General features: G+C 59.0%; 14 protein-coding genes. 6 read left to right on the plus strand and 8 right to left on the minus strand.

Features of this window, described 5'->3' with window-relative positions; translation table 11 throughout:
• Genes TabM4_RS06080 through TabM4_RS06090 form a run of 3 tightly spaced genes read left to right on the plus strand, consistent with a single transcriptional unit; the run spans position 1 to position 3250 of the window.
• Positions 1–1023, plus strand: coding sequence for a zinc-binding dehydrogenase (locus tag TabM4_RS06080; protein WP_434619890.1), 1023 nt, complete (start codon positions 1–3; stop codon positions 1021–1023).
• 40 nt (positions 1024–1063) lie between these two features.
• The gene (locus tag TabM4_RS06085) at positions 1064–2074 is read left to right on the plus strand and encodes an ABC transporter ATP-binding protein (RefSeq protein WP_434619893.1); all 1011 of its coding nucleotides are present in this window, start codon (positions 1064–1066) and stop codon (positions 2072–2074) included.
• Between the two features lie 51 nt (positions 2075–2125).
• Positions 2126–3250 (plus strand): Gfo/Idh/MocA family protein, encoded by a 1125-nt coding sequence (locus tag TabM4_RS06090; RefSeq protein WP_434619896.1) that lies wholly within the window; start codon positions 2126–2128, stop codon positions 3248–3250.
• Between the two features lie 589 nt (positions 3251–3839).
• On the opposite strand, the gene TabM4_RS06095 is transcribed toward TabM4_RS06090, so the two are convergent.
• Entirely contained in the window at positions 3840–4337 is a 498-nt protein-coding gene (locus TabM4_RS06095; RefSeq protein ID WP_434619899.1) for a very short patch repair endonuclease, read from the minus strand.
• 57 nt (positions 4338–4394) lie between these two features.
• Between TabM4_RS06095 and TabM4_RS06100 the strand changes: the two genes are divergently transcribed.
• Positions 4395–5909: a DNA cytosine methyltransferase gene (locus TabM4_RS06100; RefSeq protein WP_434619902.1), complete on the plus strand. Its 1515-nt coding sequence runs from the start codon at positions 4395–4397 to the stop codon at positions 5907–5909.
• A gap of 3 nt (positions 5910–5912) precedes the next feature.
• Here TabM4_RS06100 and TabM4_RS06105 read toward each other — a convergent pair whose 3' ends face one another.
• The 7 genes from TabM4_RS06105 to TabM4_RS06135 form a co-directional block, all read right to left on the minus strand.
• The gene (locus tag TabM4_RS06105; RefSeq protein ID WP_434619905.1) at positions 5913–7997 is read right to left on the minus strand and encodes an AIPR family protein; all 2085 of its coding nucleotides are present in this window, start codon (positions 7995–7997) and stop codon (positions 5913–5915) included.
• A complete protein-coding gene (locus tag TabM4_RS06110; RefSeq protein WP_434619908.1) occupies positions 7990–8988 on the minus strand; it encodes a PD-(D/E)XK motif protein in 999 nt (332 codons plus the stop codon). The genes TabM4_RS06105 and TabM4_RS06110 overlap by 8 nt, the downstream gene beginning before the upstream one ends.
• Positions 8939–11683: a Z1 domain-containing protein gene (locus TabM4_RS06115; RefSeq protein ID WP_434619911.1), complete on the minus strand. Its 2745-nt coding sequence runs from the start codon at positions 11681–11683 to the stop codon at positions 8939–8941. Before TabM4_RS06115 ends, TabM4_RS06110 begins: the two co-directional genes overlap by 50 nt.
• Positions 11680–13185: an ATP-binding protein gene (locus TabM4_RS06120; RefSeq protein WP_434619914.1), complete on the minus strand. Its 1506-nt coding sequence runs from the start codon at positions 13183–13185 to the stop codon at positions 11680–11682. Before TabM4_RS06120 ends, TabM4_RS06115 begins: the two co-directional genes overlap by 4 nt.
• A gap of 99 nt (positions 13186–13284) precedes the next feature.
• Positions 13285–13668 carry a hypothetical protein gene (locus tag TabM4_RS06125; protein WP_434619917.1) on the minus strand — a complete coding sequence of 128 codons (384 nt, stop codon included), beginning with the start codon at positions 13666–13668 and terminating at the stop codon, positions 13285–13287.
• Positions 13665–14975 (minus strand): recombinase family protein, encoded by a 1311-nt coding sequence (locus tag TabM4_RS06130; protein WP_434619920.1) that lies wholly within the window; start codon positions 14973–14975, stop codon positions 13665–13667. Before TabM4_RS06130 ends, TabM4_RS06125 begins: the two co-directional genes overlap by 4 nt.
• Positions 14972–15430, minus strand: a complete 459-nt coding sequence (locus TabM4_RS06135) for a DUF2924 domain-containing protein (RefSeq protein WP_434619923.1) — start codon at positions 15428–15430, stop codon at positions 14972–14974. Before TabM4_RS06135 ends, TabM4_RS06130 begins: the two co-directional genes overlap by 4 nt.
• A gap of 336 nt (positions 15431–15766) precedes the next feature.
• On the opposite strand from TabM4_RS06135, the gene TabM4_RS06140 reads away from it, so the two are divergent.
• A complete protein-coding gene (locus TabM4_RS06140; RefSeq protein ID WP_434619926.1) occupies positions 15767–17929 on the plus strand; it encodes a hypothetical protein in 2163 nt (720 codons plus the stop codon).
• Positions 17930–18027: 98 nt separating this feature from the next.
• Positions 18028–18246, plus strand: coding sequence for a hypothetical protein (locus tag TabM4_RS06145; protein ID WP_434619929.1), 219 nt, complete (start codon positions 18028–18030; stop codon positions 18244–18246).
• Positions 18247–18431: the final 185 nt, after the last annotated feature.

Consider the following 18431-nt stretch of genomic DNA (forward strand, 5'->3'; position numbering starts at 1 on the left):
ATGACCGCCGTTTTCCTGCCGGGCAACAAGCAGGTAGAAGTTCGCGCCGTGCCGGTGCCCGATATTGGCCCTGATGAGGTTCTCGTCGAGATCAAGGCCTCGTGCATCTGCCGCAGCGACCTGAGCCTTTACTACGGCAACGCGGTGATCTCGGGAGGCGACTCGAACCAATTCGTCTGCGGCCATGAACCTGCGGGCGTTGTCGTGAAGGTCGGCGAAGCCGTAACCGAGTTTGCTGAAGGCGACAATGTCGCGGTCTATCTTGGAGTTGGTTGCGGCGTTTGCCATCACTGCCGCACCGGGCATTTCTATCTTTGCGCCAAGTGGAAATGTCTAGGCTTCACCATGGATGGCGGCAATGCCGAGTTTCTGAAGGTTCCGGCCCGCAACCTTCTGAAAAGCCCCAAGGGCATGTCGCATCTCGCCGCTGCGATTTCGACCGATGCTTTCGGCACGCTGTTCTCTGCAGCACGCAAGCTGGGGGTGAACGGTTTGTCGCGCGTCGGGATCTGGGGTATGGGGCCAATGGGGACGGCAGGGACGCTGGCCGCAAAGGCAATGGGCGGACGGGTTGTTGCACTTGATCCGATCGAGGAACGCCGGGCCTTTGCGCTGTCTCTTGGGGCCGACCTCGTGCTTGACCCCCGCGATGCCACCGCCGCCGATCAGATCAAGGAATTCTCGGGCGGCGAGGGGCTGACTGGCGCTATCGACTGCTCCGGACAAAGCGTCGCCCACAACATGGCGCTCGATGCGCTTGCTCCGATGGGCAAACTGGCGATGGTGGGCGAGGCCGCCTCGACCACGATCAGGCCCAGTGAGCAACTGATCCGCAAGCAGGTCACCGTGTTCGGCTCCTGGTATTTCAGCATCGACGAATACGCCGACATCCTGCAGTTGATCCAGACGCACAACATCGATCTTGAGCGGCTGGCCACCCATACCTTCGCTCTGGCCGAGGCCGAAACCGCATTCCGCATGTTTGACGCCCGCGAAACCGAGAAGGCCGTGTTCGTCCGCTAGACCGCCCGCAGCTTCCCCCCTTCAGCCCCCGGAGGACACAATGTCCGACATCAAAATCACCAACCTGCGCAAGAGTTTCGGGACCGTGGACGTGCTCAAAGGCATCGACCTCGACATCAAATCAGGAGAGTTCATCGTCTTCGTCGGCCCCTCCGGTTGCGGCAAGTCGACCCTGCTGCGGTCCATTGCCGGGCTGGAAGCTGTCACCTCGGGAACCATTGCCATCGATGGGCGGGTGGTGAACGACACTCCACCGTCGCAGCGCGGTATCGCGATGGTGTTTCAGACCTACGCGCTTTACCCGCACATGACCGTGGCCGAAAACATGGCCTACGCGCTGCGCATCGCCAAGATGCCGAAAGCCGAGCGCGATGCCGCCGTGGCCGCAGCAGCCGATACGCTGCATCTGGAGCCCTACCTGGCGCGCAAGCCGAAGGATTTGTCGGGCGGCCAACGCCAGCGCGTCGCCATCGGCCGCGCCATTGTGCGCAATCCGAAGGTTTTCCTGTTCGACGAGCCGCTCTCGAACCTCGACGCGGCGTTGCGGCTAAAAATGCGTATCGAAATCTCGCGCCTCAGCGACGCACTTCCCGACACGACAATGATCTACGTCACCCATGATCAGGTCGAGGCGATGACCATGGCCGATCGCATCGTGGTCCTCAAGGATGGCGAGATACAACAGATCGGCACGCCGATGGACCTGTACAACACACCTAACTCGCTGTTCGTGGCGCAGTTCATCGGCTCGCCGAAGATGAACATCCTGTCGGGTGCAAAGGCGGCGGCTTACCCCGCGCACCATGTGGGCGTCCGGCCCGAGCATTTGGACATCGTCGGCGGCGAAGGCGGCGCCTGGACGGGTGTGGCGGTCCATTCCGAGAGCCTTGGTGCCGACAGTTTCATCTACCTCGATATCGGGGACGAAGAATTGATGACCGTTCGCTTGCCCGGCACTGCAGAGGTCGCAGCTGGCACAACGTTGTCGGTCGCACCCAAAGCGCAACATTACCATCTCTTTGACGCCTCGGGCCGTGTTGTCGCCGCTTAAGGGTGCACTGGCAGAACGTAGCGCAGTGTGTGGATCGCAGGAGTACTATAAATGTCCCTGAAACTTGGCATGGTGGGGGGCGGCAAGGGTGCCTTCAGCGGTGGCGTGCACCGCATTGCGGCGCGATTGGATGGCCAATGGGAACTGGTGGCCGGGGCGTTTTCGTCAGACCCGGACCGGGCCGCTGAATCAGCGGCGGACCTGGGGATCGCGGCTGAGCGCAGCTATGGCAGCTTCGCTGCGATGGCAAAGGCCGAGGCGGCACGGACAGACGGCATAGATGCCGTGGCCATTGTTACGCCCAATCATCTGCATGTCCCGGTGGCCACGACTTTTCTACGCGCTGGAATTCCTGTAATCTGCGACAAACCGCTTGCAACATCCGTCGAAGACGCTGAGGCGCTGGTCACGTTGGTCGCCGAGACTGGCCTGCCCTTTATCCTGACGCAAACCTACACCGGCTATCCGATGGTCCGCGAGGCGCGGACCCTGATTGCGGCCGGTCGAATCGGCCGCGTCCGCCATATTCAGGTGGAGTATTTGCAGGATTGGCTAGCCAAGCCGGTCGAGATCTCGGGCAATAAGCAGGCTGCATGGCGCACAGACCCGGCGCAGTCTGGCCCTGGCGGCTGCATCGCAGATATCGGAACCCATGCCTTCAACCTTGCAACTTTCGTAACCGGGCTTGTCCCAACTGCAGTGCTGGCGGATCTGACGGCTTTCGGACCGGGCCGGGCGCTTGATGACAATGCGGCGGTCCTGCTCCGGTTCGAGAGCGGGGCCAAGGGCATGATCTGGGCAAGCCAGGTTGCGCCCGGATCCAAGAATGGTCTTCGCATTCGCGTGGCCGGCGAGGCTGGTGGCCTTCTTTGGGATCACGAACGACCCGACGATCTGCAGTATACCCCTATCGAGAAGCCAACTCGAACCTTGCAGCATGGGGGCGATGGCGTTGCTACGCCAGGTCGCCTTCCAGCAGGCCATCCGGAAGGCTATCTTGAGGCCTTTGCCACGCTCTATGCCGAGGCGGCCGGCCAAGTGCGTGCGTATCGGGGCGGCACGAAACCGAGCATCAACATCCTGTTGCCGACGGTGTCGGACGGGTTGGCTGGCGTGCGCTTCATCTCGGCCGCAGCGCGGTCAAGCGAAGAAGGCGGGATTTGGGTCGGGCTTTGAAGCCGGATCCCGAACGATTGTAGCCAGATGGCTCTGTCAGAGCAGCTCGGCTTGAGCCTCGGTGGGGTGCCGGGTAGCGTCAGGCCATGACCAAACGCTCCACATTCTCCTGCTTAAAGAACAGCCCCATGATCATCCCCTTGGCTATGATGCCTTACATCCGGTTCTAAGTGGGTTGGATTTCTGTCGCATTAGCATCAGCCGGAATTCGAACTGGAGGTTCATCCCAACGAGATCAATGGCTTAGGTGGCAGAGAAGGTTCGACGTCAGTCCCGCGTCCACCGCCACTTGCCCTCGCGAAAGCGTTCTCCCGATACGGCGGAGGCCGGATTTTTCCGTTGTTTTCGAGGGTTATTCGCTAGGGGCTGAGCACTGGCCCCTGTACCAAGAGCCCCGGAAACCGTCTCTCAGGGCCGACATTCTCCGGACCTCATGACTGTGCCGATTTGGTGAATAGCTTGCAACTATCAGAAATATCTATGTGTTTTCGACGCGCTAGCTGCACACTTCGATGTCAGTGCCGTTCGTGAGAAGGAACCCGGATCGAACATTCAACAGGCGGATCATACCCTTGCTGCGCTGGGTCAATCAGCGGGAAGAGCCGACGTCCTCACCTTCTCTTACGTGTGCCGAAGCCTCGTTGTCACCGAGTTCGAGCGTGTCACCTACAGCCACCAGCCATTCTGCAAGACGGTCGGTGGCCACGGAAACCTGGTCGGGCTTACGCAAGGCACACTCCCAAATCGTCGCCACGCGCCAACCCTCATCAAGCAGCGCTCCGCGAACGGAGCTGTCCCGTGCAACGTTCGCCGCGAATTTGGCCTGCCAGAACTCCGAGCGCGTTGCGGGAGTGGTGGCGTAGCCGCATCCCTCATGCCGATGCCAGAAGCAGCCGTGCACAAAGACGACAGCGCGATACTTCGGCAGAACGAGGTCCGGTCGCCCGTGGACCTTCTTCGAATGAAGTCGGAAGCGGAAACCGCGCGCGTGCAATGCCTGCCTGAGAGCCAACTCGGGCTTGGTATTCTTTCCCTTGATCCCTGCCATCATGCGTGAGCGGGTCTCGGCATCGACGATGTCCACCACCTCTTCTCCTTGCCACGTCTGTTAAAACTTGGAAAGAGGTAAAGCAGGAGCAGTGAAGTGTCTGAACCCGTTCAAATCGTTGATCTGTTTTCAGGCCCGGGAGGGCTCGGGGAAGGATTCTCCTCCTGCAGGGGGAGCGATGGGTCGCGCGCCTATGAAATTGCCGTCTCGATCGAGAAGGATCGTGCTGCGCACAAGACACTGAGACTCCGCGCATTCTTGCGACAATTTGAAGAATATCCTCCGGACTACTATTCATGGATTGCCGGTAAGCACGAATGCCCGGATTGGAAAGAGCTGTACCCTCGGCAATGGAAAGCTGCCGAAAATGAAGCGCTATGCGCAGAGCTCGGAAAACCGGAGACTGCTGCCATACTTTCCGAGAGGATTTCTGCGACAAAGCGATTGGCCGGTGATCGCACTCTCCTGATTGGCGGCCCCCCCTGCCAAGCCTATTCCCTCGCAGGACGGTCGAGAAACGCCGGTATCCGGGATTACAGGCCGAAGGATGACGACCGGCACTTCCTCTACCGCGAGTATTGCCGCGTCCTGAACGAGTTGAACCCTGCGGTGTTCGTCATGGAGAACGTCAAGGGTATGCTTTCCTCCTCCGTCGAGGGGTTGGCGATCTTCGAACAGGTCGTTTCCGACCTAGAGCGCGCTGGCTCGGGCTACAGGCTCGTTTCCCTTTCGGCCGGCGTCCAGTCAGACGCAAAACCCGAACCACAGGACTTCGTTATCCGCGCCGAGGACCACGGAATTCCACAGGCACGGCACCGGGTCATCATCGTCGGGATCAGGTCGGATGTCGCCTGTAACTTCATCCCGCGACTTCAACGGCGAAACGCCTTGGTTCCGGTCAGAGACATGCTTACGGGCCTGCCGCGGCTGCGAAGTGGCTTGAGCCAACGCGATGACGAGCACGCTTGGTACGATGCGGTGGTCGACGCCATGGAGACAGTCGGTAAGATCATCCGGGACTATCCGGGCGAGAACTTCAGCGGTTTTCTGGACGAGCTGGATCGGGTCGAGGAACGACTTCTGACGACTTCGCAGACGGGGCGTTCGAGCCACGCAAGAAAACCCCTGTCCAGGAAACTGCAGCCGGAGCTTTCCGCGTTTCTCGACGACCCGAAACTCATCGGTGTCTCGGGGCACGAAACTCGTGGACACATGCCGTCCGATCTTGCGCGCTATCTATATGCCGCCTGCTTCGCGAAGGCCGAGGGAGTCAGCCCACGGGCACACCAGTTCCCGGACATCCTCGCTCCAGAACACAAGAACTGGAAGACAGGCAAGTTCAACGACAGGTTCCGCGTTCAGATCGGCACAGCTCCGGCTTCCACGGTAACAAGCCACATCTCGAAGGACGGGCACTACTTCATTCATCCCGACCCAACGCAGTGTCGTAGTTTGACGGTGCGCGAGGCCGCGCGACTACAAACCTTTCCCGACAACTACCACTTCATGGGTAATCGCACCGAGCAATTCGTTCAGGTTGGAAATGCAGTGCCACCATTTCTCGCAAGGCAGATTGCTGACACCCTGCTACCTGTATTCGAAACCCTTTGAACGTCAGCTCGTCAGTTCGAGGCTCGCGTTTGAGAATCCTTCATCTTGGAGCTTTTTGAGCGCGCTCATCGCAATCGCGCACTGCTTGTCCGACGGCATCTTGCTCGGGATCGCGGCGCAGGTTTCCAGAACGCCGTTTTCTCGCGGGGACAGAAGCCCCCGTTCCCGTGCCCAGCTTCGTGCCTCTGCCCAGAACGCGGCACCGAGCCTGTGCACTTCGAGCTCCGCCTCGACGCTGGTCTCTACAGCCCTGTCCGCGCGAGCCTCTCTCGCGCGCTCATTGGCCAGTTCCGGCGCGATCAGAACACGGTCGAATTCCTCCGAATAGATCAACTCACGATCTTCCAATCTCTTCCAACAGGCCTGTTTCTTGGCCCATTCGCTGAAGTTGCGTACGCCCTCGGGCGGGTGCGTGATGACGTCCTGCGCTTCGGCCGCTGCCACCAACAAGGCCGCCTTCAGATCGGGCGAGACGTCCTGGTATCTCCAGACGGCGTCGAGGTCGACGACCATCTCCCGTTCCTCTGCATCATGCACGAGCTTGGCAATCGCGTAGGTTACGATGTTGGCGCGGTAGCCGCCTTCGTACCATTCCGCGCCCGAGACCAGTTTTTCGGTTGCGCGGAAAATGATGGCTTTCGCGATCATGCGCTTGAACCAGAGCTCATCGAACGCCGCGCCATCGGTGCCCCACCGCTTGCCGATGTGCTTTGCGAACTCCGCGAAGTTCTTCTGCGCGCCGAGGCTCACGATATGCGGCATGCAGGCCCAGGTGTTCTCGAACTTGGCCAGGTCGGTCTTCGTGAGGAACTGGGAACGCGGAAACTCGGCATCGAACCTCTTGCGCTCCGCGATGGACCTTCGACCACGTTCGTCGGCATATTGCCCCCTCGCGCGCTCGTAGAACCATTTTGTGTCCCGATACCCGTCCTCTCCCCGCGCCAGGACCTTGCGCGACAGCTCCTCCGTCCGGATGTGGAAAGGATGGTTGGCGAAAAAGTCGGCCGCACTAATCTTGTTCTGGCTGTTCGCATATTCCGAGATGCGCGGAACCACTTGTTCGGATTGTTCCCGCGGCACGATGGTCAGCTTCATCTGTACGTGGACAAGTTCCAACTGTTCTGCGAAAGCCTTGCGCGCAGCGTGCAGTGAAGCAGTCGTTTGGCCGCCATTCACGATCTGCAGATTGTTCGCCCGCACCAGTCGGAGCCCAAGATCGGTCTGTTCCAAATCGATCGCGTCGGCCGTCGCACTGAGGCCGTTGTTGTAGGAAAAGAACATGTGCGGCTCGTCGCGGATCGTGTTGCGAATGCCCTGGTTCACCTTGCCACGTGCCTGAAGGAAGCTTCTCACGTTGGCCTCGAGCAGGCGCGGTCCCCATTTGTCGTAGATGGCCGCCAGCTGTTTTCCGGGAATGACCGCCAGGTAACTTTCGAGCGCACTATCGCTTCCGGAGGCTGCAAGAAGGGGAACGCCTCCGCCGAAATCCCTATCGAAATCGATGATCAGGTTCGCCCGCGCCTGCCCCTGCTCCATGTATTGCTTCAGGCGCTTCAGGTCCCAAACACTGAGGGTGACAGGTCTGCCATCAAGATCCTTCACGTTTGCCGCATCGGCACGGGCGCGAAAGTCGGCGTTGGTCACGATGATGAGTTTGACCTTCTCGACATCCTTCCAGGTCGTGGCGATGAGATCGGCCACGCCGAACCCGGCACTTGTCTCTTCCAATTGCTCTCGGAAATCGGTCTTCAGGCTTGAAACAACGAACCTGTAGAGTCGCTGCAGGAGGCGCTGAATCTGATCCTTGTTCTGAACACGCACCTCGTCGGAAAGCTCGAAGTCGCACAACACGAGGCTCAGGACGCCATCGCCATCTCTTGGGTCGCCACCGTAACCGTCGATCCGCATGGGGTTGCTGGCGCCTCCGCCCTCGAAGTAAGCCCTGTGGGCTCCGTCCAACTCCCCGGCTTCGGTAAGCAGATCGCCTACCTTCTCGAAAAACGCCTCAACCGTCACAAGTCCGAGGACGTCCGCATCGCCCTGGATATCGGCGATGAGTTCATGATGAAATTCTGCGAGATCACTCATTCTCAATCCCCTTCCGGATCACGTCGATCAGATCACCTTCCAGTTTGAACGGCTCGCAGGCATCGAGAGCGATCGAATACCTGACGTTCTCTACGCCTGGTGCAAGTGGCGCGGAAATCCGCGGGAAACCCTCTTTAACCTCATAATCGGTCGCAGCGCCGAGAAGCCATCGCCTGTCGTCGTAACTGTTCTCGGGATCATATCCTGTCGAATAGAGCGTCTCCTCCCACGCTTCGAACGCCGCGCCGTCTTCTTCGAACATCTCGGCCGTCATTCTCACGTGATCATGCAGGCTCTGACCTTCCGGCAGGACGGCCGACGCCACATTGACCACACGCAGGCAAAGGCGGCTGCCTTCGACATCAGCAAGTTGGTCTTCCGACGAAATGGCCACGAACGGCTTTGCCGCCACCCGCCTTGCCTTCACCTCGACACAGCTTCCGATTAGCTCGAAATCCTTGGCGGAACCGGTCGGTCCGGTCCACGCCTCGATTGCAGTGTCAGGTCCGAAAGCCGAAACAAGGTCCCGAAGGAAGGCCAACTCGCCGACAAGCCCCCGCTGCTCTTCAACGGATAAACCATTTGTCTTTCCGCCACGCAGAAGGTGATACCAGCGCCGCGTGCGTTGAAGCGCCCTCGAGAGTGCTTCGTCGCGATCCGTGCCGGCTTCCCCAGCCTCCACCACATCACGGCAAAGTGTTTCGAAGATCTCGACCTGACTTCTTTCCTTGAGGCCGAGAACAAATGCCTTTCCGCCCAAGACAGGGCGGAAGGACGCCACAAGGTTCTTCAACTTCGGCAGACGCGGCAGTGGTTGCGGCAGGCTTGGCAGCCTCAACATCAGGCCGGGCATGCCTGCTTCAAGCACCACCCAGAAGAAATCGAAACGGCCCGCAACATCGACCCGCTTTGCTTCGTCAGGGTCGAGTCTTTCCCACGGATCACGAGGCTTCAAGAGCTGCCTCCTGATCATCGTCTTCGTCTTCTTCACCGAAGAGCTCTTGGTAGCGTATCGTGTTCACCACGTACTCGACGCGTTCGGCCGGGCGAGAAGACACCGGAAGGCTTATGCCCCATGCCACGACGGGGTCGGCAGGTATCAGGTCGACTTCCTTGGCATCCTCCATTCCATCCGGCGCCTTCGGTTTCACGTAGTGCAGAATGAACAGCCCGCGATCTCTTTCGCGGCGGTATATCGAGTCCGGAAAGTTCACGAGCTCGCCGTCGGCCTTTCCTTTTTCCTCTCGATAGCGCGCCTCTGCTGCATCAGCTTTTGCCGGGTCGACCCCAGCCTTTTCGATGCCCCGCGACGCAACGCGCATTCGCTTCCCGCTAAACGACATGAATTCGTGTTGGAGATCATGCAAGTCTACATAACGCGTTGCGGGCACAATCGGCTTGCCGAGCGTATTGTCCGACAAACCCTTGGCAAGACTGGGAATGAGAACGTCCCAAGTCTGCAGTTCATCGGCTCTTCGCGCCCGGATGTAGCTGCGAACCGGCCCCGGATCAGTCGTGACACTCTGTTCGGCATTCCGCCAACCTGCGAGGAACTCGTCTATGAATTCGACCGGCACGCCACGGACCAAGGTGCCCCAAGGCGTGGGATCTTCTCTCAGGCCCGCTCCATTCAACTTGGAAACAAGCGACTTCGCAATCGCGAGGTTTGCAGAAAGATCGCTGGGCCGGATGCTGACCTTCGAAGTCTCCACAAACTTGTTCGAAAGACCTACAAGCGTTGTTACTTTCTTGCCCGATCCCATCTTGTTCCGAGCGGTAACAAGCAGCGACGCGGGATGGCTTCGTACAGCCAAACCGAACATTCGAGGCGTCGCCTTGGCCTTCTCCATCGTACGTAGTTCATCATGCAATTCCTCGGCAGCGTTTGCGATGAAAGCGTACCAATCAATTGCTTCAGCAGGCATCCATATGCGGCAAAGATCCTCGTAGCCGCCCCGATAGCCGAACCACCGCCCCATTTGCATGAGCGTGTCGTACATCATGGTGTTGCGAAGGAACCAGGTAACGGTCAGGCCCTCCAGCGTCAGCCCGCGTGACAACGAGAACCCACCGACGGCAACAACGGTCTGGCCACTTTCTCCGGAGTTCGAATAGTCCAGATCATTGGCCCGGCTGTTTACCTCCACGATCTTTGCCGAGGCGATTGCACCAAGGAGTTCGGACTGGATGGAGGGCCAATCGAATTCAGTGTCGGAGTATTCTTCCTGCCAGACGCCGTGGAGTGCGGCAATTTCCGGATCACGCAATGCAGCCGCGCCCCGGCTCGCATTTATGCGAACTGAATTCTGGATCCGCTCGAGCGTTTCGTGAAGGCGATTTCGCAGGCGGCCCTGAACAGCGGTAAAGCGGCTCGCGTTTACAAGCATCGAGCAATGGGTCGCCTTCTGCCCGCGCAAGTTCCTGATGGTCCTCGCAAGCAGTAAGGTGCGCAATGCCCGCGTAAGCGACGACGGCAGCGCATCGAGCTCATGATCGATCTTGTGCTTGATGGGCAGAATGTCCTCGTTGTCGGTGATGTAACGAAGCCAGGTTGGATCGCCTTCCTCCGGCAGTCCATCCACGAAGATCTTGGTCGGGCCGAAGTAGTTGGTGGGCGCGTCGAGGCCGATGATGAAATCCCTCGGAAAGAGGTCTTCATTGTACATCTCGTCGTCCTGATCGGGGTCGATGAAGATGTTGGCGAATGGCGTCGCCGTGTACCCGACATAACAGCTTCGATGGAATATATTTAGCAGGTCGCGAATCTGCCCATTGATCGTCGTGACAAGCTTCTTGCCATACTTAGTATTGATCGATGCGTTGTCGGCTTCGTCATCAATCAGAAGCATCGGCTGGTCGATCATCTCGTGATCGCCGCGCGCGCTATTGTCCTTGAGCCAGTCAAGCAGGTTCGCGAGCGTGCGATGATTCTTCTTGATTACGAGAACGACTGGTTCGACATAATCCCCGATCTCACTTCTGTCGCTATCGGCTCTGGCCTTGTTGAAGTCGTGTATACGGGTGGTCAATGACACAGGGCGTCGACTGGGACCGAATTCTCCCGCTCCGACTACGTACTTTCGTCCACCGACAGTTCGACCCCACTGCTTGCCTGAGTCAAATCCTATCAATCCTTCATCGATGCGCTCTTGGGTTTGGCTCCGAAGGTTATTGTGAATTCCTGCGATCACAATGATAAGGCGATAGCCAGCGTCGGCAGCTTTGCACATCAGACCAGAATAGTTTGCAGTTTTTCCGCTCTGGACGTGTCCGACAACCATTCCTCGCCGGTCCCATCGTTTTTCTAGGCGAGGATTGCCGAGGCGGCTCAGTATGGTATCCGTGACTTGATCTGTTGACGTAATCACATCTCTGGGCAAGTTCTTCTTGAACAGAAGCTTCTGATACCTTTCCCAGTAGAATGGTGTGATTGAGGGTTTAGCATCATCAAGCCAGGGTTCGAAATCTTGGTCGTCGCCTTCGACGATTGCGATTAGACCTGCCTTGATCCCCTGCTTGTGCTCGATATCCCGAGCAATCTGCTCGATCTCGGCGTCCCCAAGTCCAGGCGCGACCGCACCCGCGACCCCACGGATCATCTTGCGCAGTTCGTCTTCCGTCTTCCGTGGCTGATTGAACAGGCCCATCTCGACCATGTTCTTCACTGTCTCGATGGCTTCATTCATGAAATCCGTGTCCTCAAGAAATCTTCCAGAATTGGCGCGGCGGCTTCCCACCGCTCTCGCAAGAATGGGTTGCTCTGCAGCGTGTCCGACAGCGCGTCGGACGGCACACCAATTTCCATCAGGGTCACCGCGAGGGAGTAGACCAGCTCCTCGAGGTCGTTTGCTGATGTCTCGTCAGCCGTGACCGCTTCCGCATTCCCCACAAGTTCAGCGTGCAGCGTCTCAATCGGCAGACCTGAACCGACAATGCGCAGGCAGCGCTCGAAACCCTCTCGCAGGTCTTCTGGCAACTGCTCGGCATAGGTTCGGAAGACAGGGTGCTCGAGGTTAGGGCGGAATACGATCTGTCCATCCTTCTGCACCCTATTCCAGATTGGGAAGCGAGTTTCATCGACCAGCTTCTGGCCCCGGCTTCTATACGTTCGCTTGGACGTGCCGACAAACCGCTCGACGACCTTTTTCAGGCGCTCACGCACCACCGGCGGAAGCTGAGCCGAGGCCTTCTTCACGTCGATCTTCCACTCCGCGTCCATCGTGTTCGGAATATCGACTGCGATCCGGCAGAGTTTCGTAAGTTCGGTTTGACGCGCCAGACCCAGCCACCCACCCGCGATGATGAGACGTTTCTCGCGATAGACGTAGAGGCCCTGGGACTTCAAATGGCCCTCCGGGCCGCCGATTTCTTCCCACTCTTCCCGGCTCATCCGTTTGTGATGGGGCAGCGTGTGACACCTTATAAGAACGTCACCCTGACGCAGGCGAAGCACTTCTTCCGGGTCCTTCTGCGTCGCGGCGTGTGTCGTTGCCATGGGGTCGATGGGCTTCAGCGGGCGACCGTTGAGGGACAGTTTCAGACGTGGCTTGGCGCCTTCCAGAAAGCGATGAAACACCAATCGCACGTGATGTTCTGCGCGGGACAACTCCGAATTCATGTGCTCGGCCCGCTTCGCACGGTCATGCGTATAACCGCCGCTCAAGCGATCGAGTTTCTCCCAGATGACGACCGTTCCGGTCTCCGCAAGTAGGTCATGCCCGGTCACGAATTCGGGGTTGTCGATGAGCTCTAGGCTCCAGTCGTTCCGTTTCGCGACACGATCCAAGTCCCAGCGCGCGCAAGCTGTTCGACCATTTTGCCGCGTCAGAACCGTCAGACTTCGACACTGCGAGAAGCTGGCACTTTTCAGGCCGAGACCGAACCGACCGAGGTCTTCGGCCTCGCGCTCGTGGGTCGGATTCTTCGAACCGAGACGCATTGCTTCGACTAGTTCGGTCTCCGTCATGCCCGAACCGTCATCTGCCAACGCTATCCATGGCTCGTCAGCGACGGTGTCGGCGATCAGTTCGACCGTCCGAGCGCCGGCAGTGATGGCGTTGTCGATGATGTCTGCAAGAGCTGTCTCTAGGCTGTAGCCAAAGTCCCGATGTCCCTCGATCAGCGACGCGGCGTATGGCGTCGCATCTACGTCTCTTGTTTTGGGTTTCGGATTCGTAGCATCTTCCATGCTGCAAATCTTATCGTGCGCTTAATGGGATACAACCGATAGAGAAGAAAGGTGCCGTGATCAGTGTGAGGCCAGCGCACGGGCCAAGCCGCTTCCTCGTCAGGTCAGTCTGAGGAGCGCCACTTGCATCGCCCATTCATTTGGGAAAGGCTCCAGCACGCGAGCCAGCGTCACCTCCGGCGCCTGCTTCCCGTCCAAGATCGCCTCGACGATGTCAGGCGCGAGCAAGGTCAGGCGCAGGACGCGGGTCATGTAGGAGGGCGCGACCTTCTCATGTGTAGCCAGCTCGGAGATCGTGAGGAACTCCCCGGCATCCAACGTGCGCCGCCATCGGAAAGCACGCGCCAGGGCGCGAACCAGCGTGGTGTCAGCATGGCGCGGGGTAGGGGCGTCGGCTGGCGGCAGGATCGACTTCCGCCCGCCACGCTTGGCGATCCTGAACGGGACGTGCACGATCACGATATCCGGAGCGTAGGCGTTCATGCCGCTGCCTCAACGCCCGGGCTGTGCAGTTCACGCGCAAGGGCCGCCAGACCATCCACCCGCATCCGGATGTTCAGCCCGTGCAACCCGATCTCCACCCGCTCTACCAGCAGCCCCACGATGCGTGCCTGTTCGGCGGGGAACAGCTCCTCCCACAGCGGGTCCAACCGCATGAGGGCCTCCCGGGCCTCGTCCTCGCGGACTCCTTCTGTGTGGGCCTGTGCGGCCCTCCAGGTGCCAGCGATGATCTCAGGCTGGCGGAAGACCGCGCGCAGCTGGTTGATCACCGCCGCTTCAATATCCCCGGCCGCAACACGGCCCACCGGGCAGGATCCCGCCCCATGCCGCAGGATGGTCTGGCTGACGTAGTAGCGGTAAAGCCGTCCACCCTTGCGCGTGTGGCTGGGCGAGAAGGCTGCCCCATCTGGCCCGAACAGCAGCCCCTTCAGTAGGGCAGGAGTGTCCGCCCGCGTCTTGGCCGCCCGTTGGCGGGGGCTGACCTTCTGGATGGATTGCACCTTCTCCCAAGTCTCGCGATCCACGATGGCCGCATGCTCGCCGGGATAGCGCTTGCCCCTGTGGACCGCCTCCCCGATGTAGACCGGGTTGTCGACCAGACGGTGAATGAACTTCTTGTCGATGGCCTTGCCCGAAGTGGTGCGCATGCCACGCTCTGCAGCCTCTCGGGCGATCAGCGTTGCGGATCCCACCTCCAGAAAGCGCTGATACACCCAGCGCACATGGGCAGCCTGATCCTCATTGATGACCAGCTTGCGGTTCTCCACCCGGTAACCATAGGCCACCCCCCCGCCCATCCAGATGCCCTTCGCGCGCGAGGCCGCGACCTTGTCCCGAATGCGCTCTGCGGTGACCTCGCGTTCGAATTGTGCAAAGGACAGCAGGATGTTCAGGGTCAACCGGCCCATGGATGTTGTCGTATTGAAGGACTGCGTCACCGACACGAACGTCACGCCGTTCCGGTCGAAGACCTCGACCAGCTTCGAGAAGTCCATCAGGGACCGGGACAGGCGGTCGATCTTGTAGACGACCACCACATCGACCAGCCCATCCTCGATATCCGCCAGCAGGCGCTTCAAGCCGGGGCGGTCCAGCGTGCCCCCGCTGATGCCGCCATCATCATAGTGATCCCGCACCAGCACCCATCCCTCGGATCGCTGGCTGGCGACGTAGGCCTCGCAGGCCTCGCGCTGGGCGTGGAGCGAGTTGAACTCCTGCTCCAAGCCTTCTTCGGAGGACTTCCGGGTGTAGACGGCGCAGCGGAGCTTCTGGACGATGCGTTCGGTCACGGCCCCCTCCGATGGTTCTTCAGCCCGAAGAACACCCAGCCGTTCCAGCGCGTGCCGGTGATGGCGCGGGCGATGGCGGACAGCGACTGATACGGCCGTCCCTGCCAGTCGAAGCCGTCGGCCGTGACCGTGACCACATATTCCACCCCTTGCCACTCGCGCAGCAGCCGCGTGCCCGTAATCGGCCGATCGCGATCGAACCGATGGCTGCGCTTCTTGCGATCCCCGCCGCCGTAGAGTTCCTCGCCAAGTTCCTCCAGCCGCCGGACGGTCTCGGGTTTCAACCCGCTATAGGTCAGTTCCTGAATGCGGTAGGCGAGGCGGCTCTCCAGATAGCGGCGGTTGAAGGGGGGCGGTTCAGTGGCAAACAGATCGCGCCACTGCTGTTTCAGCGCGGTGACCGGGGCGGTCTTCAGGGCCGCGAGGCGCGCGGGGATGGGATCATTGGTCGTCATGCGGTTCTCCGATGCGTCGGAGTTGCATGTGCGCTCTGGTCGGGCAGAGAGTGTAGCGAAGTTTCTCCAGTCCCGCCAAAGAGTTGACTTGACTGCCGCTGCATCAGCCGGATCAGGCCCAAGGCCAGGATGCGGCACAACTCGGTGCGGCGCTCGGCGGGGGTCATGAGGGAGGGGGCAAGGGGGTTGGGACCTGACATGGCAGACCTTTTGGGTTCATCTGCCAGTCAAAGGCCACTCGGGGTGGAGAAATGGGACAAACCCACAAGCTTTCTTGCGGGACGTGCCCATGTCGGACTTAATTCTTGCAGCTTCATTCAATCGTGGAGGTCGACTTTGAGAAAGGCCTACAAACACATTGGTCGTGAGACGCTGGATCTGGCGGATATCGCTCCCCTGGATCTTTTTCGTTCGATCCTCACCTACCGCGACGATGATGATGAAACGCCCCTGGACTGGGACTGGCCATATTCAGACGATGACGATGCCCTTCGACAGCTGATGAAAACGCATCTGGATGCACAACCCATGGAGGTGCTGCGCCCGATAGAAGATCATTGTGTGCGAATTAAGCACCTCGCTTCGAAAGAAGGCATCAAGTCTCTTGAGCACGTCGCCAAAGAGCGACTGGACCATGAAACGTACGAAACGCTTCGTGCACAGCCCGACGAACTCTGCAGAAGCATCTGGATGTTTCTTAACCATCAGAGGGACTTCCGTGACGCAGAGGCGTTCCATGCCGTTCGCCAATACCGCGATCATGGAAAAATGTACGATGCATTTGAAATTGACGCGGGTGACGCATGCATTTCTGACGCCGAAGAAATGGACCGAAATGCATTGGCTTCCCTACTTACGGCGAGACTAGAACTGCCATCGAAGGTCGAGATCAGCACTGTGCGACTTCGAGCCACCGAGGCGCATCCTCTTTCCCTTTTGGTCATCATTCGACACGCAGGCCCCCTTTCAAGCGTATTCCATCACAAGGACGGCGGCACCCGAAAGACGATCTACTTCCGGCCTCCAAATGAGGCATCGCTGGTCTGGACGCCGACGGAAGGAATGATCGAAGTGTGCGGCGTGAGCCCGCAGGTACGAAGATCCGCAGCAGAGACGTTTGCAGAGATCGTCTTCAAGGCCGATTTGTCGCAAAAGCCGCTGAGCTGGCGCTATTACGACCTCTCACGCTTTCATGCTTCGTTGGCGCTACAACTGCCATTGTGGGATGACATTGATATCCAGCTGGCAAGAGTGATTGAAGTCGAAATGCGGCTTGGTAACTGGTCGCGAAGGCTTTCTTTGCGTGTGACCATCGATGATGACATTGAAAAGATTGCGAAATTGTGGCTGGGCGGAGCGCGCTTTCTGAGGCGGGTAGAGGGCATAAGCCGTGTCAGTATCGCAGTAAAGTACAAGAGGCCGTCGGACAGAAGACTTCGATCCCTTGAGATTTCTTTCGGCGACCGGCGATCGAATCTTCAAAGTAAAGCTTCCGTTGATGATCGCGATCTTGGCTACAAGCTGCTGCAGCATTGGGGGATACTGAACCGGTTGAAACCTCTGGAATACGATGAGGTGGCCGAAATTTTACCGCAGCTTCTCCAGCTGCATGATCTGCCGGAGGATGAAATTTCGGGCGGACTTCTTCGGCGACTAGGTCTTGATGCACGAAGACTGCTTGACGGTGGGATCCTCGCCTTCAAAGCGAGACAATCCAGGATTCTGATGGACGATGATGATGAGGTCCTGATCGAGCCGAGCCCACGTGAAGGGGAGGTCGTGGGAATAGACACTTTCCATGAATCCGCAGGCACGTTGCCGGCAGAGGATACACGACTGTACGAGCTAAGACGTGAATGGCTGGATGAAGTTGTGCTGACCGCACTGCGACCATTGATTGGCAAAGGCCGCATCGAAAACCTCACCGACGATCTAATCTTTCTTGGAACATGGCGTCGAGAAAGCGTTAGCATCCCGCTGTACCTGGTCAGGGGGATCGAGAATGCTGACCGTCTCCAAGCATCGGATCTGGCACTGCGCAGCCGACAGGAGGCGGGTGTCGGCATTGTTCTCACCCTCGTCGGGACATCATTCAAGCATCTCGGACCAAACGTAGTCGTGCCTCTTCCCGAAATACTGGTTCAGGGGAAACTGGATGACAGTGCCGTGGCTGATCTTTGGCAGCGCTTCGTTTCTGGTCGATGGCTTGCCTTGGGCGGAGCAGAAGTCGCGCTGATGAAATTCGGTAAACAGACTGGGATGCTGTACATACCCGGAAAAGTGCCCTTGCCAGTCCTCGGCCCAAAACAGCTCGTTATTCTGGATATGCTTGTTGCAGCCCACAAGGCTGGGGCCCCGGGAGTTCCGACTGGCCGGCTGATTGAGGGAACAGGTGTTCGCAGCCCGGTAGATGCCTGGAACTCAAAGGTCAGAAAATCTGTGGTCGATGTTTACTTTGAGAACTCCGGCTACGGCCTTTGGTCCTTAAGAGCTTCCTGAAGACGACCCGAAGGTCGGACGCTGGTCCGAACTTGGACGGGCTACAGTCCGATAGTTGATGTTCGACGGTGGTTCCTCATTGCAAAGAGGAGCCTCGGATGGCCTATGCCTTCAACGTTCGCCCGTCACACCAGTCGATCACGCGGTTTTCTTCATCGTCGGTGCCGCCGGCCGAATGGCGCTGCCTTGAGTGCGGCAAGCTGCTCGGTGTCCGGCACGGGGCACGGATCCAGATCCGGTTTCAACGGCATTGCTACCTCGTAAGCCTGCCGGTTGAGGCCATCTGCCGCGGCTGCGGCACGGTCAATCAGACCTGACTAACCAGCGGGCGCCATCATCGGCGCCCGTTTCGCATTTCTCACCTTAACCCTCAGTGGGTCCTTTGAGAGGCGCGCGACGCCCGACCGAAAGGTTGGCGTCGCGTGTCTTTCAACTGGTTCGAGATCAGGGCGCAGCTCTTGCGCACATCCACGACATATCGGTTTCAGCGGAGTTTCGAGGA

It is taken from the genome of Tabrizicola sp. M-4 (genome assembly GCF_051132405.1).
Lineage (GTDB): Bacteria > Pseudomonadota > Alphaproteobacteria > Rhodobacterales > Rhodobacteraceae > Paragemmobacter.

Excerpts from the sequence above, each read along its gene's own strand:
- TabM4_RS06080 (WP_434619890.1), top strand. The coding sequence starts at position 1 with ATGACCGCCGTTTTCCTGCCGGGCAACAAGCAGGTAGAAGTTCGCGCC.
- TabM4_RS06085 (WP_434619893.1), top strand. The coding sequence starts at position 1,064 with ATGTCCGACATCAAAATCACCAACCTGCGCAAGAGTTTCGGGACCGTG.
- TabM4_RS06090 (WP_434619896.1), top strand. The coding sequence starts at position 2,126 with ATGTCCCTGAAACTTGGCATGGTGGGGGGCGGCAAGGGTGCCTTCAGC.
- TabM4_RS06105 (WP_434619905.1), bottom strand. The coding sequence starts at position 7,997 with ATGAGTGATCTCGCAGAATTTCATCATGAACTCATCGCCGATATCCAG.
- TabM4_RS06115 (WP_434619911.1), bottom strand. The coding sequence starts at position 11,683 with ATGAATGAAGCCATCGAGACAGTGAAGAACATGGTCGAGATGGGCCTG.
- TabM4_RS06120 (WP_434619914.1), bottom strand. The coding sequence starts at position 13,185 with ATGGAAGATGCTACGAATCCGAAACCCAAAACAAGAGACGTAGATGCG.
- TabM4_RS06125 (WP_434619917.1), bottom strand. The coding sequence starts at position 13,668 with ATGAACGCCTACGCTCCGGATATCGTGATCGTGCACGTCCCGTTCAGG.
- TabM4_RS06135 (WP_434619923.1), bottom strand. The coding sequence starts at position 15,430 with ATGACGACCAATGATCCCATCCCCGCGCGCCTCGCGGCCCTGAAGACC.
- TabM4_RS06145 (WP_434619929.1), top strand. The coding sequence starts at position 18,028 with ATGGCCTATGCCTTCAACGTTCGCCCGTCACACCAGTCGATCACGCGG.